The sequence below is a fragment of the Streptococcus sp. HMSC078H03 genome (assembly GCF_001808655.1).
In the GTDB taxonomy this organism is placed as follows: domain Bacteria; phylum Bacillota; class Bacilli; order Lactobacillales; family Streptococcaceae; genus Streptococcus; species Streptococcus salivarius_G.
Genome location: NZ_KV794114.1, coordinates 73202 through 89404, shown reverse-complemented (window position 1 = coordinate 89404; position 16203 = coordinate 73202). Strand labels below are relative to the sequence as shown.

Below are 16203 nucleotides of genomic sequence, written 5' to 3'. Positions count from 1 at the left end.
TTATAGGTGCAGCAAACTTATCATTCAACATCAACTAAGAGGTCCTTGGGTTTCTTGTGAAGAAGCCAGCGAGAAGAAATCAAGGATACCAAGCTTAAAATAAATCCACCGACTAGAATGACTACCAAAAGTTGCTTAGGTTGGACTGTCATGTGAATCTGAGTTAGAGTCTTACTGAAGCTTTCTGCCTCAGCCCCTCCACCAAGATTTGCAGCTAGAGATTCTTTGGTCATTTGCTTATTGATACCTTCTGTTACATTGGAAAGGACTGTATTACCAACTTTTTCGGCAAAGAAACTAGCTAAACCATATGACAAAAGAAAGGCTGGTAAGGCAATCATCAGCAATTCTATTAAAAATTGACCCGCAACCTGTGTCTTTTTAAGTCCCAAGGCCAAAAAGATACCAACTTCTCTACGACGAGCATTTAACCATAAAATTAACAGAAGGGTTAGCAATAAACTTGTAAAAATGAGACTTCCAATAAACATACGGTTTGCCACACGATACATCCCAAGAATAGATTTCTGTAAAGCAGGGTAATTTGACGAGCTCTTAACAAGATCGTAGAGGGACCAGTTAATATTCAACTTTTTAATCTTTGCTATCAAGGAATCAAGATTTTGATCGCCTTTAGCAAAGAAAGTGGCATCCTCATAAGTGGCAGTTTCTACAGTATTACCATAGAGTTTTGCTACTGTGTCTAGATCAGTGATGAGGGTGTTTTCATACAACTCCTGAGCATAGGTAACGGCTGCTTTATTTTGACCAGAAAATAAACCTTTGATAGTCACTTCTACTGTTTCATCAGCCCTTTTTTCGTTATCAGCGTCATAGAGATTAGATTTAAGCTTTACTTTATCTCCTACATTAAGACCATTCTTTTTAGCTAAATCTTCGTGCATCAAGATTTGATTATGATCCTTATCGGATAGATGTTCTCCTTCAACTAGTTTATAAGCACCTGAAACAAATTTGTCTTCTTTTGATGAGTCATTGACTCCTGTCAACATCAAGGTAGACTTAAAATTTTTAGCACGTTCTGGAGACTGATTTTGTAGCGTTTGCTCTGTTTCGATAATCTCATAATCTAGTAAATCACCAATACCATTTATCCGTTTTATAGTCGAAACAATCCCTTTAGTCTCACTAATCTTTTTAATATCTTCTCCCTTAAGATTTCCAGCCCCACGAGGAGTTCCAGGATTCGTGTTACGATTAATCTGCATTGAAAAACTATTGGTAATTGACCCTAGACTCTTGGACGCAGCTTCTTGGGTTGCACTTCGCATAGCAAGTCCTAACAAACTAAGAGTACTCATCAAAAGAATAATAATTAACAGTAATAGTGACTTTGACCATTTTCGTGTAATATATGCAAAAGCGTTTCGAAACATAAGAGTCCTTTCTTTATTTTTTCTTTTCTATGAGTTGTTTCTTCTTCAACTCTAAAACCACATCAGATGCCTGAGCAACTTCCTTACTGTGCGTAACAACTATGACACATTTTTGGCGATCTAAGGCCATTCTTTTAAGGATAGCAATAATATCCTTCGCAGTTTCCTCGTCTAGATTTCCTGTCGGTTCATCTGCTAAGATAATTGGAGCCTCTGAAACCAAAGCCCGCGCAATAGCTACACGTTGTTGTTGCCCACCTGAAAGTTGCAGGACATTTCGATTAATTTGTTTTTCATCTAATCCCAATTCAGAAAGTATCTTCCTATCGGCATTTTTATTAACAAGTCGTACATTTTCTAAAGGTGTAAGATAATCAATGAGATTGTAATTTTGAAAAACAAGCGCAACATGGTGTCTACGATGATAACTAGAGCCTTTTTTCTTGATATTTTCTCCATTAAACAAGACCTGCCCCTTCTTGGGATAATCAAGACCTGCCAAAAGGGAAAGTAAGGTCGATTTTCCCGCTCCAGATTGCCCAATAATACTATAAAATTTACCTTTCTCGAAACGATAATTCACTTTCGAGAGGATAGCTTCACTTTTATTTTGATAACTATACGTAACATCTTTGAGTTCTAACATAGTGTTCCTTTCTCCTTAACTCATATTAGATAAGATTTCTTTTGGAGTTTTACGCCAAATGAGACCTGTTGTCACACCGAGCGATAATATTACCAAGACTAGAAGACTTAGATAAGATTGGCCTAAAGGTAGTCCCTGAGGTATTTGATCTAATAACTGAAGAGCCTGCTGCTGTCCTTGCTGTCCTATAAATTCTTGCAAAAACAGTCGACTTAGTAGCCGTCCAATAGCAAGGGCAGGTAGCAAAGACATAAGAGACACCAACAATATCTCCATAAGAAATTGAGCAAAAATGCGTCCCTTGCTCTTCCCAATTGCTAAAAGAATACCTATCTCATGATTTCTCTCACGCGTCCATAGTGCCATTAAAAATGAGAGGATCCCTGCTCCTGTAACAATTAAACTAATCATCATCGTTCTGACGATTCCTTGTAGCGCTTTAGACGATTCCTTCAAGGAGTCAAAAGCCTTACGGTCCTCGTCCAAACGTAGACGATACCAATCGATATCTAATTGTTCTACTTGTTTAATGACTTGGTCGATCCTATCTGGATTCTTAATACCAAAGGATAATTTTGTCACTAACTTATCAGTCAAATTAAGCAGCTGGCTAGAGTCCTCATAATGGAGGAAGACTTGATTTTCACTTAAATCTGAGGACATTCCAGTAAATGTCTCCTCCTTCTTGCCAGAAAAAATACCAACGATATCAAAGCTCATTTTCTTAGCTCTATTTTCAGTCCCCTGAAAATTGGACAAGGTCAGCTTGTCTCCGACGCTTAGCTTATTTTTCCTAGCAAGCGATTCATGAATCAAAATTTGCCTTTTAGCAGATATGTGCTTCCCCTTAATGAGTTGAAAAGCACCACTCCTAAAATCAACACTTTGGCCTGTTTCCTTAGTAAAAGTGGCTCCCAAGGCTTGATTAGCCTCATTATCAAGATCATCACGTTCCACCGTTTGTTTTCCTGTAACTACCTTCTTATCGATAAGTCGCACCGGACTTACATATTGAGGTATCGTTGAAATCACATCAGATAGATGACTAATCTTTGCCCCCTCTTTCCAGGAAAAGGCACTCCCTCTTTCTTTACTTACCAGATCAAAACTTGCCCCACTTGACTTCCTGATTTGTGCCTCCATTCCTCCACCAACTTGCATAAGAGAAAAACAAAAATACAAGCAAGATAATATCAAAAATAAAATAAGAAAAAGGATAAAATTCCGCGTTTTTTTGCGGAAAATATAAGCAACTGCCTGTTGTAAGAGAATCATCTTCCACCTCCATTTAAGACATTGGCCCTCAGCTACACCAAAGATAAATGAGGACTCTTCATTTTTCTTATCCTAATTATAGACGACAAATGTGAAACCTTTATGAAATTAAATATTCTAATTATGATTGACTTTAAACTCTTTTTCTCCAACAAATCGACTTTCGCCAATAGCATTTACCTCAGGCATTTGATATAATTTTCCTCAGAGGTATTTTTATTTATGAAGAAACAAGCTTTTAGTTCTGAACAGTATTTGAATCTGCAACGCGACCATATTTTGGAGCGTATTAACCAGTTTGACGGGAAACTCTACTTGGAGTTTGGTGGTAAAATGTTGGAGGATTTCCACGCTGCTCGTGTCCTTCCTGGTTATGAGCCTGACAATAAAATCAAGCTCCTTCAAGAGCTCAAAGATCAGGTTGAAGTGGTCATTGCCATCAATGCCAGCAATATCGAGCACTCTAAGGCTCGTGGTGACCTTGGCATTTCTTACGACCAAGAGGTCCTTCGTCTGATTGATAAATTCAACGAGCTCAATATCTATGTGGGTTCTGTTGTTATTACGCAGTATTCAGGTCAACCTGCAGCCGATGCTTTCCGTAACCAATTGGAAAAAAATGGCATCAAATCTTACATCCACTACCCAATCAAGGGCTATCCGACGGATATGAACCATATCATTTCTCCTGAAGGTATGGGAAAAAATGACTATATCAAGACTAGCCGTAACCTTATCGTCGTTACTGCTCCTGGTCCTGGTTCTGGTAAATTGGCGACATGTATGTCTAACATGTACCACGACCAAATCAATGGCATCAAATCAGGTTATGCAAAATTTGAAACCTTCCCAGTTTGGAATTTGCCACTTCATCACCCAGTCAACTTGGCCTATGAAGCTGCCACTGCCGACCTTGATGATGTCAATATGATTGACCCATTCCACTTGGAAACTTATGGCAAAACTACGGTAAACTACAACCGTGACATCGAGATTTTCCCAGTCCTCAAACGTATGCTTGAGCGCATCCTTGGTGAGTCACCTTACGCTTCACCTACAGATATGGGTGTTAACATGGTTGGTTTTGCCATTACGGATGATGAGGCAGCCAAAGAAGCTTCTAAACAAGAGATTATCCGTCGCTACTATCAAACCGTTCTTGATTTCAAAAATGAACGTGTTTCCGAGACTGCTGTCAAGAAGATTGAGTTGCTCATGAATGATCTTGGTATTACTCCTGAAGATCGCCAAGTGGTTGTTGCAGCACGCGCTAAGGCTGAAGAAACAGGTGGTTCTGCCCTTGCCCTCGAATTGCCAAATGGTCAAATCGTAACTGGTAAGAATTCAGAACTCTTTGGTCCAACAGCGGCAGCTTTAATTAATGCAATCAAGACTTCTGCAGGTATTGATAAGGATACTAAACTTATCGAGCCTGAAGTGGTTAAACCTATCCAAGGTCTGAAAATTGACCATCTGGGTAGCCGTAATCCTCGTCTCCACTCCAACGAAATCCTTATCGCCTTGGCCATTACAGCTGCCAACAATGCGGATGCGGCGCGTGCCATGGAGGAACTTGGTAGCCTCAAAGGTTCTGAAGCTCACTCAACAATCATTCTTACCGATGAAGACAAAAATGTTCTTCGTAAGCTCGGTATCAATGTGACCTTCGATCCTTACTATCAATACGACAAATTGTACCGTAAGTAATTCATGATTTAAAACAAGAAAGACCTCAGTTTTACCAACTGGGGTCTTTTCGAAATCACTTTAGCTGGAGAAAGAAAAAAGGGAAGCTCTATCGAGTTCCCTTTTTGATAACCCACTCTTTCGTCTCGACCCGTTCCCGATGAAAAGGGAGTGGCCTAGCATTATTATGAAAAAGTGAGTTAAAGGTATCAAACAGAGGGCTAAGCCACTCCCGATTCTAATCAGCCTACGATTTCTAACTTGAGAAAAGGTAAGCTAAAAAGCAAAATTATAGTAGATAGGACAGCAACAAGTGGGAGGTAACGACCTCCAACAAGATAAAGTAACAATGGCGCTATCGCTATAAAGCGATTTAGAAAATTACTAGTAACACGGACAATTTGCCCATCCTCCACCGTAATGGTGTTAGACTTGTAACCCAATTTTCCGACACTCAAACGAGCTTTTGACGATGGTAGGGAAACGCTCACGTCTTCCACTCCAGAAACGGTCCCCACAAGACTAGTGTCTACGCGAATAGGACTCTTTCTAGCTACCTTGCTCGCTTCAATTGTTATACTAGCCACTAGCCATCTCCTTTTCCTATCTTTTCATTTATAGTATACACCTTTTGAAACGCTTACACAAGGGAAATGACTGTTAAATCAAGATTTCTTGAAAATTTCTGTTGTTTTCAATAGTTCTTAAACCGCTTTGAGGGACTTTGGAAATATTGGTTTTTAAATAGTAAAAAGGGCTCAGTCCTATCTAATACAGAACTGAACCCTTTCCTATAACAATTTGTCTATCCTGTTGGGATAAGTGCCTGAGGGGGATAATATTCCTATACGGGAATGGTGCCACTTTCCCTACAAAAGACCAAATTTACTTAGGCTAATCCATGAACATAAGCATCTACTGCTACGATTGCTTGGGCAATATCAGAGGCTTTCACTTCAAATGGCATTTGATGGATAGTTTCTCCTTCAATAGTCGCTTGTTGACCAACCTTGAGAAGATCTTCATAGCTTGCATTTTCAAGATGCATTTCTTTAAGAGTAGTTGGCATTCCAATTTGTTGATAGAAGCGAATGTATTTATCCAAAACTTCTTTTGGACGATTTTCTAAGAACAATTGCACAAGAGTTCCGTAGGCTACTTTTTCACCATGAGTCAAATGGTGAATATCGCCAGTGAGAGCTGTGAAACCATTATGGATGGCATGAGCAGCAGCCAAACCACCACTTTCAAATCCAATACCACTAAGAAGGGTATTAGCTTCAATAATATTTTCTAGGGCAGGCGTTACCACTTTAGCTTCACAAGCGGCCATGGCTTGTAGACCATCTGCAAAAAGAATCTCTTCACAGCGTTCAGCAATGGCAACCCCTGCTAGAGTTTGGTGTTTACCTAGCATAGTTTTTCCGTTGGCTTGCATAACTGCTCGAGCTTCTACCCAAGTTGCTAAGCCATCTGCAATACCAGATGCTAACAAACGTTTTGGTGTTTGAGAGATCACTTTACTATCCACCAAAACCAACTCTGGGTTCTTAGAATAGAAGATATAGCGCTCAAAGGCACCCTCGTCAGTATAGATAACAGACAAAGCTGAAACTGGAGCATCTGTAGATGCGATAGTTGGGGCAATAACAACTGACGATTGTAGAAGGTCTGCAATAGCTTTAGCACTATCGATAGTCTTACCACCACCGAGTCCAATAACTAAATCACAGTCTTCTTCTTTGGCTAGGCTGACCACACGATTAATTTCATTATCCGATGCTTCTCCATTAAAGAAGACTGGTACAACTGTGAGTCCATTTTGAACAAGGTATTCTTCGAAACGTTTACCTACAATATCATAAACTACTGAGTCACATAGTAAAACAGGATGAGTTCCCAATTCTGAAATGGCTTTTGCATTTTCAAATAAGGCATTTTCACCTTGAATGTAACGTGACGGACTTGCAAAATTTCTCATGTCTTTCTCCTTTGACATAAATGTATTATATAGAATCGGTTAAATGGACCTATTCCTATCTTATGCAGGGCTAAATCCTTTTAAGAGACTGTCTATCTTTTGTAGTCAGTACATTATACTGGTCTTGTTTATCATCTAATCGCTACTCTTCTTCTGGGTAGACCAAGCCCCAGTCTTTGCGGAGTTGAGTCATAAGTTCCATAACATCTCGGCTGTAATTGAGGTAGGTATGATCATCCTCGCCTGCAACAGCTGCTTCCATGTCTAGGACCTCATACTGGAGGGCTTTGGCGGTTGCTCCTGCCTCGATGACTTCTTGTGAGCCATCTTCTGTATAGGTGATGACCGCCTTTTGCCCACGTGGGTACTCGTAAAGTTCGATATAACCCTTGTCATAAGCAATGGTGCCACGTTTAGGTTGTTTAGCATGAAGACTCAGTGTCACCGTCGCCATTTCCCCTTCTGCATTGGTAAGGAGAATACCCGCTTGCTCATCAACACCAGTTGGAGCTAATTTGACCTGTGAAACCATCTCTGTCGGTTGTGAGGTCATAAACCAACGCACGAAGGATAGGGCATAGACACCGATATCAAGTAGGGCACCACCAGCTAGATTACGATTGAAAAAGCGGTTGGTCATGTCATATTCTTTATAAGAACCAAAGTTCATCTGGATAACCTTGAGAGGCCCTAGCTTACCACTTTCCACGATTTCAGATAGTTTTCGATAGATAGGCATATGAAAAATGGTCATGGCTTCTGCCAGTTTGACATGATTTTCTTCGGCGAGTTGGATAGCTTCTGCCAATTCCTCACTATTTAAGGTAATAGATTTTTCACAGAGGACGTGTTTACCTGCTGCGAGTGCCTTGCGAAGAAAATTGATATGCGTATTGTGAGGCGTTGAAATGTAGATAATATCCACTTCAGGATCTTTAAACACTTCATCAATCTCTTGATAAACCTTTTCAATGCCGTATTTTTCAGCGAAGGCAACACCCTTATCATAGGTGCGATTTGCAACGGAATAGAGTTTACCACCTAGAGCCTCTAAAGCCTGTGCCAACTCATTGGCAATAACACCCGTCCCAAGAGTAGCCCATTTATACTTAATTTGATTTGTCATAATTTTCCTTTATTCTATTTTTGAATAGTCAATTCATTAATCTGAGATAAGATTTCAACCTCACTCGCTCCTGCCTGAAGCAAGGCTGCTGCCGCATAAGCCCCCTCAATGAGAGGCACCTGTTGAATGAGAATTTCCTTGTCAGAAAATTCTTCAAGCATTTCCAAATTCATACGAGCACTACCCAAGTCGTAAAATGCCAAGAGTCTGTTAGCTGGCTGACTATCCACAGCCACTTGCACATGGTCGAAACTTGAACCCAAACCTCCATCTTCCAGACCACCTGTAGCTGTCAAAGGGATATCTGGAGCGACCTCACGAATCAGACTCACCAAACCTTTAGCAATATCAGCAGAGTGAGATACAATCACAATTCCAAGTTCTGGCATATCCTAGCCCTCCGATTCTAGCAAGGCTTTGAAGAGTAGACCAGACGAATAAGAGCCTGGATCAATGTGACCAATTGAACGCTCACCGACATAAGAGGCACGCCCCTTTGTAGCCGCAACTTCCTTGGTTGAAAGAACAGCTTGATCAATGACATCAATGGTGAGTTGGCCTTGTTTGACAGCTTCAACAACTGGATGCCAAACATCCACCATGGTCTTTTCACCAGCTTGTGCATGACCACGTTTTTTAATCATCTCGAGACCTGCCTCAAGCACACCTGCCAAATCCTGACCAGCTTGTTCAGCCTTCATCATGCCCATAAAGGCAGACCCATAAAGCGGACCTGAGGCACCACCAACCTTACTAATCAAGGCCATTGAGACTGCCTTAAATACTTCTGCTGCACTTTGTGGTTCCGTGCTCTTAATAGCTTCAACGGCTGCTGCCATACCACGCGCCAAGTTAGCACCATGATCACCATCTCCAATAGGACCATCTAATTCAGACAAGTGGTCTTTTTCTGCTTCAACTTTTTGGTCAAAGTCTTGCATCCATTTTACTGCAACTGTTTTATCCATAATATACCTAATTTCTAGTTCTCACGTCAGACTACCAAGCAATAGTCTTAACTGGACTCTCCAAAGCCTCAAGCCAAGCCTCATCTTCAATCTTCATCAGAGTCAATGAGAGGCCTGCCATATCAATAGATGTCATGTAATTACCTAACTTTTTATATGCCACATCTAGTCCGGCATCTTCAAGAATGCTTGCTACATCATTAGCAAAGACATACTGCTCCATGAGAGGTGTCGCACCCATACCATTGATGAGAAGGGCATAGCGTTCACCTGACTTAGCATCAAAAGCTTCAAGGAGCTTACCAGTCAATTCTTCAGCTAACTGTCGAGAAGGTTGCATAGACTCCTTGCGATAGCCTGGTTCACCATGGATACCAATACCGTACTCTATTTCATCCTCTGCTAGGACAAAACCAGGCTTGCCGACCTCAGGAACTGTCGCACCGCTAAGGGCCAAACCAATAGTGTGGATATTAGGAACAATCTTGTCAGCCAAGTCTTTGATTTCAGCCAGAGACTTACCTTCGCGAGCCGCATGACCTAGGATCTTATGCACGAAAATGGTACCTGCAACCCCACGACGACCTTGAGTATAGAGGCTATTTTCCACAGCAATATCATCGTCCACAACGACACTGGCAACCTCGATACCTTCCATCTCAGCCAATTCTTGAGCCATCTCAAAATTCATGATGTCCCCAGAATAATTTTTAACAACCATGAAGACACCAGCCCCTTGATCTGCTTCCTTGATAGCTTCCAAAATTTGATCAGGTGTTGGTGATGTGAACACTGCACCTGCGATGGCTGCTGAAAGCATACCATCACCCACAAAACCAGCGTGGGCTGGCTCATGACCACTTCCACCACCAGAAATGAGACCAACTTGACCAGCAGCCTGCTCATTTCTTACAATGATGTCAAAGCCGTCAACACGATGCACCAAATCACTGTGAACATAAGCCAAACCATCTAGCATCTCTGTCACAACATTTTCAGGTTTATTGATAATTTTTTTCATGAAATTGTCTCCTTTTCAAAGGTATCATCTATTTGCACTTACATTTGTTCCCTTCTTTAATTGCTAAGACCCCTATAAATAAAGGACTGCAAGGCTTTTTGAGAAAGGTAGCGTAAAAATATGTAAACGCATACATTTTATAATTTAATTGTAGCATTTGCCTCTACCAATAGCAAGGCAAAAGGCAAGCCCTCCATTTTCCTGCCCCCTATCATTAAGTAGAAGAAAAATCTCATAGAAAGTCCTATTTTAGTCGTCAAAGCTATTGAAAAACCACCATTCAAGCCTTATAATGGAATGACGAATTAAGTGATAAGGAGGTTCAAATGACCATCGATTTTCCAAGAGAGACAGAAATAGAAACCAAAAATGAAATGGATGCCGTCCTTCAGGCAGGCCGTGTCCTTATGGAGAGCGGTGCCGAGATTTACCGTATCGAAGACACCATGGGGCATATGGCCAAGTCTCTTGGTATCAGAGACTTCTCCACTTACGTGGTCAATCGAGGAGTCATGATTTCTGGACTCAACCGCTCAGGTCTTAAAGAGTCTCGTGTCCTAGCTACCTCAGTCCCGTCTATCCATCTAGGTAAACTAGAGGAAGTAAACCGCCTGTCTCGTGAACTGGCAGAACAGCCAAATCAGCCTGTTTCTAGCATTTTCCAAAAGCTGAAAACCATTGAGCAGAAGACTTTCTATCGTCCTTTAGAGGATATTATAGCCTGTGTCATTGGTGCAGGGAGCTTCTCGCTAGCTCTTGGAAGTAGCTGGATTGATGGGACTGCTGCGGCTATATCGGGGCTTTTTGTGGGGATTGGTATGCAACTCTTTTCCCGTTTTATTCATACCAGTTTCTTGCAGATTATCCTCTCTAGTGCCATTGCCGCTTTATCAGCTAATATTCTCTATTATTTGGGTATCGGGCAACATCGTAGCGTGATTATTCTGGGCACCTTGATGATTTTGATTCCTGGGGCCTACTTTGTAAATGCCATTCGAGAATTCACCCAGAACAACTACTATAGCGGTCTAGCACTGATGTTGTCAGGGGTCTCCACTTGTCTATCTATCTCTGTCGGTGTTCTTGCCATGATTTCCATTCTTCCCTTTGCGGAACAGTTATCAGGTATGTTCTCAACACCGTCAACCTCATGGCTGGGGGTCTTGATTCAGACCTTCATGGCAGGACTAGGGACAGCAGCCTTCTCCGTGCTTTACCGAGTGCCTAAGAAATACTTCCTAGACCTTGGGACCCTAGGTGCCGGCTCATGGCTCCTCTACCTCTTGATTTGGAATAATACCCATCACGAGGTCCTCGCCATCCTCTTCCCAGCCCTATTAGTCACTATCACCTCACGCTTTTTGGCCCACTACCGTAGATGTCCAGCTACAGTCTTCCTAGCCTCAAGCATGTTCCCACTCATCCCAGGGATGAGCTTCTACCGTGCTGTCTACTTCCTCTTGATCGGAAATGCAGACCTCGGCCTCAGCTTCCTACGAGCTTGTTTCCTGGCCTCCTTTACCATCGCCATCGCCGTCAGTTTGACACAACAAATCCCTAGCCGCTATTTTGTACTAGGGAAGAAGAAATAAATTGTTAAAAGCCATTGGTTTTGTATGCCAGTGGCTTTTTTGGTGGCGTTCTAAAATCAGTGGATAGCATATTATGAATATCAAAAATACCCTACTCAAGGATCTATCCGCTGCTAACTTAAAGCAAATACATCATTAACTCTCTTTAATGAAAGTTTATCATTCATATACTATCAGTTTTGTTTAGAGTAGAGTTGGAAAGAGTTTATACAAAAATAAAAACGCTTACACAATTCTTTGATTTTATTAAAATGTGATGATAAACTTGATATGTAAGTAATAGAACCATAATACTAACTTAATTTTACTCATGAGTTAACCATATCCTTGCTACTATTATTTAGTTTTATGAAAGGAGCATTATCATGGAAAAGAAAGTATACTTTAAACTTCACAAAGTAAAAAAGCAATGGGTAACCATTGCAGTAACTGGTCTAGCTCTAGGACTTAGTTTTGCAAGCTTGGGCTATGTGTCCGCAGCTGAACAGACTCACTCCACCTCAGAACCAACGGTTGAAAACAGCATAGAAGAAAATGCAATCGATGTCATAAGCCCGTCAACTAATGAAGTCACTACTAAACCAGAGGAAAACAAATCTTTAGTCACAACAAATTCAAGTGAAATCATCACTGAAACTACTTCTACTGAATCTAAACAAAGTGTCACTGATGCAGCTACTTCAGACATAGGTACTTCTGAAATTAACTCTCAACAAGCTCTTCGTTCGGAAGTCTCTACTGTTACTAGCAGTGAAGTCGTAAGCTCTGAAACATCACATTCTGAAACAAATGCAGCCCATGAAGTAGAAGAAAGTCCCGTAATATCCGGCGGTCATTACACTAGCGATGATCAGGGCAACTGGTACTATATTAAGGATGGGAAAGCACTTACTGGTATGCAAAATATTGATAATGTGAATGTCTACTTCGATGCCGATGGTAAGCAAGTCAAAGGAGACACCCGTCACGTTAATGGATCAACATATCACTTTGAGAAAGATAGTGGACAACTTACCCGTAGTGCTTTTGCATCTGATAAGAATGGAAATTGGTACTATTTAGGCCAAGATGGGAAAGCACTTATCGGTAAACAAGTTATTGACAATATACCACTCTACTTTTACCCTAATGGTGTCCAAGCTAAAGATGCCTTTGTCGTACTAGATGGAAATTCCTATTATTTTCAAAAAGATACTGGCCAATTGGTTCGTGACCGTTTTTGGTCGGATGACGACGGCAACTGGTACTATAGTGATAAAGAAGGGAAACTTCTAACAGGCGAACAGACTATAGATGGCTTCGACATGTATTTCTACCCAGACGGTGTTCAGGCCAAGGGTGAAATCGTTACAATAGGTATCGAACCCTATTACTTTGATAAGGATAGTGGTCATAAGGTTATAAATACCGACATCACTATTAATGGAAAAACTTACCACGCAGAAGCTAATGGTCTTTTGATTGAAACTGAACAGAAACTTCCTCAACGTCCACTTGTTTCTGGTGGCCATTTCCAAGAAGATTCCTCAGGCAACTGGTACTATTACACCGCAACAGGAGAGAAACTAAAAGGATGGCAAAATGTAGATGGAGTAACTCTTTACTTTGACGAAGAAGGTCGTCAAGCGAAAGATGGGGAAAGAATCATTGACGGCTCCCATTACTATTTTAGTCACTATTCAGGTGCTGTAAAAACCAACTATTGGCATACTTGGTCTATTGAAATCAGAAGACAGGAACCATTTGCTAAAACGTATTACGAATATTATGGTTCTGATGGTCGACGTTACTATGGATGGCATCGAGTTGGCGATCAACTTTATTATTTTGATCATACTGGTCGAGTTGAAAATGGTCTTACTATCTTCAAAGGACAAAACTACCTCTTTGATAATCATGGAAAATTGGTAAAAGATGCCTTTTATATTCAGTCATTACGTGTCTTTGTTGGAACTTTAAATACTAGCTATCGCTCCAATAAATTTGGCCAAGTACTAACCGGAGAACATCATATTAATGGTGATGACTACTATTTTTCAAATTCTGGTTCACCAGTCACTGATATAGTCGAAAAAGGAGGCAAGGACTATTACTATTTTGAAGGCAAACTTCTAAAAAACTATCTCGGACCTTTACTCAAACGTCAGGAACTGGATTATGATGCATACTACTCTGGCATCGTAGGTACAGATAAGGATGGGGTTTTACTTACAGGTGTTAGCACTGCAAATAATGGTAAACTCTATTATTTTGAAAATAATAGAAATATCCCCAAAATGTTTACAGTTACAACACCTACTTGGAAAACGATTGATGGTAAGCTATACCACTTAGAGCCTAGCATAAATAGAACTTACAAGCATGGTGGAAGAAGTTATACCGCTACCGTCAGGGAAGAAGTAGACATTATTGACCACGGAGTACGAACAAAGACCGATAAGATTAAACGTATTATTGGTGATGATTTTAGTAATCTATACTATCTTGATGAAAACAATGATTTTTACATCGGACATCTACTTCCAGAAAACACAGATTTAACTAAAATTGAAGAAACTGTAATTCAAAGTGATAATAAATTCTATGCTTTCAATAGAACAAGTTCGCTTTCCGAAACTTCCCCTCTCACAGTTTCCAAAACCTTAGTTTACAATAAAAAAGCCTACCTCATTGATGATAAAGGAGTAGCGACCGAAACTAAACTAACAAATCGTTTCGAACACGATGATGCATGGAATTGGTACTACTTTGATAACGAGGGAAAAGCTGTCACAGGACTCCATTCAATAGATAATGTCACTCTATACTTTGATAAAGAGGGCAAACAAGCTAAGGGAAGACTTGTCGAAATTGACGGTCAAACACATTATTTCGATAGAGACAGCGGAGCAATGTGGACTAACCGAACACTTGAACTTAATGGTATTCGTTATGTCATTGACCAAAATGGTTATGTAACTATGAATAAACCTGGACAATTTATTCAAGATAGAGATGGTGATTGGGCTTATATTAAAGAAAATGGACAGTTAGCCACTGGACTTCAAATTATTAATCATCAAAAATACTACTTTGATCCAACTGGAAAACAAGCCAAAGGAAAACGACTTCTGCTTGATGGAAAGTACTATTTCTTCGATAACGATACTGGTGCTATGTTCGTAAATAAATTCCATGAAACAGGCGATTACTTTTCTAAAAAATATACTTATTTTGGCGAGGATGGAAGCCAGATATTTGGTTGGGCAACTATTGAAGGTAAACGTGTTTATTTTAAAGAAGATGGCTATCAAGTTCGAAATGATAGATACAAGATAGGTGATTTCGATTATTTCTTCAAAAAAGACGGTAGTATGCTTTCTAATGATATTGACGGCAACTACAATTACTATTATGCTGATAAGGACGGTCATCTACAGTTCGGATGGGTTACTCATAATAATGAAACCTACTATATTAGCCCACCATGGGGAGCTGAAAACCGAACATATCTACAAAATATCAATGAAAAGACCTATCTTTTGGGTCCTAAAGGACGACTTCTAAGGAATACAGCTACAGACACCTCGACCTCTTGGAATGGTTTCTGTATCTCTGATGAAAATGGAGTTGTAAAAACAGGTGTCATTCGGTTAGAAGATAATAGACTTTATTATTTCAACCCTGAAATTTATATGACTACTCCTTTTAGTGGCGAATGGGCAGAGTTTGATGGTAAACTTTATCATTTTGAAAAGCCGATATCAGTTAGTCCAGAGTCAAAAGGTTCTCCAATTACCACTAACACTACGCTTGAAAAAGATGGAAAAACCTATATTATTGACGAAAATGGCGTAGCTACAGAGAAAAAGGATTAATATCAAACTAACAACTGTAAGCATTTAAAAATACCTCATTTTTGCCAAAATGTATTCAAAAACACCAGAAATCATTTTTTCTGGTGTTTTCTTTTTGTTTTCTAAAACCTAGTAAAGCTACCTGACAGAAGCTCTTTCATCAATCTACTTCAAATTAAAATATTCCTTAACATCTCTAGCATAGCCATACTGTTGATTCAAAGTCTCTAATAAGTCTTTGTTATAATCTGGATAATTGTCATTCCTCACCATCACCCTCATACAAACATGCTACCAAGCGTTCAAAGGGCTCTATATACTCCCAGTAGTCAAAAGGAAGATTTGTAATTTTACTTAGATCATTATCATCAAAATGATACACAAGATGGCGTAGTATTTGATTTTCAATATAATGGATATCTCTCAACTGCTCTAGGCTGATTGTATCCAGTTCTATGATGTAGTGACACAAATCATCAAGTGCCTTTACGTCAAATTTTTTCTCCTCGTGTAGGAAGTAGAGAAAGCTCTGATTCTCACCTCTTTTATTATCTTCTATCAGATTCCTTTTATGCATCATTCTTGAATCCTTTCCTTAATAGCACCATTATAACACTAGAAAATGATTCCCCAAAGCTACAACATAAAAAGAGAATCTGGGATGATTCCATTCCA

13 protein-coding genes are annotated in these 16203 nt (G+C 40.1%); 3 read left to right on the top strand and 10 right to left on the bottom strand.

Going from position 1 to position 16203, the window contains the following annotated elements; genetic code table 11:
• Positions 1 to 20 precede the first annotated feature (20 nt).
• From HMPREF2607_RS07880 to HMPREF2607_RS07870, 3 genes are read right to left on the bottom strand one after another with little or no spacing between them, the layout of a single operon-like run.
• Positions 21 to 1397 (bottom strand): ABC transporter permease, encoded by a 1377-nt coding sequence (locus HMPREF2607_RS07880; protein WP_070476607.1) that lies wholly within the window; start codon positions 1395 to 1397, stop codon positions 21 to 23.
• Between the two features lie 13 nt (positions 1398 to 1410).
• Positions 1411 to 2043, bottom strand: coding sequence for an ABC transporter ATP-binding protein (locus HMPREF2607_RS07875; RefSeq protein WP_002885283.1), 633 nt, complete (start codon positions 2041 to 2043; stop codon positions 1411 to 1413).
• 15 nt (positions 2044 to 2058) lie between these two features.
• Entirely contained in the window at positions 2059 to 3318 is a 1260-nt protein-coding gene (locus tag HMPREF2607_RS07870) for an ABC transporter permease (protein WP_037601091.1), read from the bottom strand.
• A 222-nt stretch (positions 3319 to 3540) separates the two neighbouring features.
• On the opposite strand from HMPREF2607_RS07870, the gene HMPREF2607_RS07865 reads away from it, so the two are divergent.
• Positions 3541 to 5025, top strand: a complete 1485-nt coding sequence (locus HMPREF2607_RS07865) for a DUF1846 domain-containing protein (protein ID WP_070476605.1) — start codon at positions 3541 to 3543, stop codon at positions 5023 to 5025.
• A 221-nt stretch (positions 5026 to 5246) separates the two neighbouring features.
• Here HMPREF2607_RS07865 and HMPREF2607_RS07860 read toward each other — a convergent pair whose 3' ends face one another.
• The 6 genes from HMPREF2607_RS07860 to dhaK all read right to left on the bottom strand — a co-directional run bounded on the left by HMPREF2607_RS07860 (position 5247) and on the right by dhaK (position 10100).
• Positions 5247 to 5591, bottom strand: coding sequence for a hypothetical protein (locus HMPREF2607_RS07860; protein ID WP_022496780.1), 345 nt, complete (start codon positions 5589 to 5591; stop codon positions 5247 to 5249).
• A 302-nt stretch (positions 5592 to 5893) separates the two neighbouring features.
• Positions 5894 to 6985: a glycerol dehydrogenase gene (locus HMPREF2607_RS07855; RefSeq protein WP_070476603.1), complete on the bottom strand. Its 1092-nt coding sequence runs from the start codon at positions 6983 to 6985 to the stop codon at positions 5894 to 5896.
• Positions 6986 to 7127: 142 nt separating this feature from the next.
• Positions 7128 to 8111 (bottom strand): Gfo/Idh/MocA family protein, encoded by a 984-nt coding sequence (locus HMPREF2607_RS07850; protein WP_070476602.1) that lies wholly within the window; start codon positions 8109 to 8111, stop codon positions 7128 to 7130.
• A 14-nt stretch (positions 8112 to 8125) separates the two neighbouring features.
• Entirely contained in the window at positions 8126 to 8500 is a 375-nt protein-coding gene (gene dhaM, locus HMPREF2607_RS07845; protein ID WP_021143900.1) for a dihydroxyacetone kinase phosphoryl donor subunit DhaM, read from the bottom strand.
• A gap of 3 nt (positions 8501 to 8503) precedes the next feature.
• Complete coding sequence (gene dhaL, locus HMPREF2607_RS07840; protein WP_070476601.1) at positions 8504 to 9079, bottom strand: dihydroxyacetone kinase subunit DhaL; 576 nt, start codon at positions 9077 to 9079, stop codon at positions 8504 to 8506.
• A 31-nt stretch (positions 9080 to 9110) separates the two neighbouring features.
• Positions 9111 to 10100 (bottom strand): dihydroxyacetone kinase subunit DhaK, encoded by a 990-nt coding sequence (gene dhaK / locus HMPREF2607_RS07835; RefSeq protein ID WP_060972002.1) that lies wholly within the window; start codon positions 10098 to 10100, stop codon positions 9111 to 9113.
• A 326-nt stretch (positions 10101 to 10426) separates the two neighbouring features.
• Here dhaK and HMPREF2607_RS07830 point away from each other — a divergent pair, with 326 nt between their 5' ends.
• Positions 10427 to 11692, top strand: coding sequence for a threonine/serine exporter family protein (locus HMPREF2607_RS07830; protein WP_070476599.1), 1266 nt, complete (start codon positions 10427 to 10429; stop codon positions 11690 to 11692).
• A gap of 365 nt (positions 11693 to 12057) precedes the next feature.
• Complete coding sequence (locus HMPREF2607_RS07825) at positions 12058 to 15549, top strand: KxYKxGKxW signal peptide domain-containing protein (protein WP_070476598.1); 3492 nt, start codon at positions 12058 to 12060, stop codon at positions 15547 to 15549.
• Positions 15550 to 15787: 238 nt separating this feature from the next.
• Here the strand turns inward: HMPREF2607_RS07825 and HMPREF2607_RS07820 are convergent, their stop codons facing one another.
• Positions 15788 to 16108, bottom strand: a complete 321-nt coding sequence (locus HMPREF2607_RS07820) for a hypothetical protein (RefSeq protein WP_083278665.1) — start codon at positions 16106 to 16108, stop codon at positions 15788 to 15790.
• Positions 16109 to 16203 lie beyond the last annotated feature (95 nt).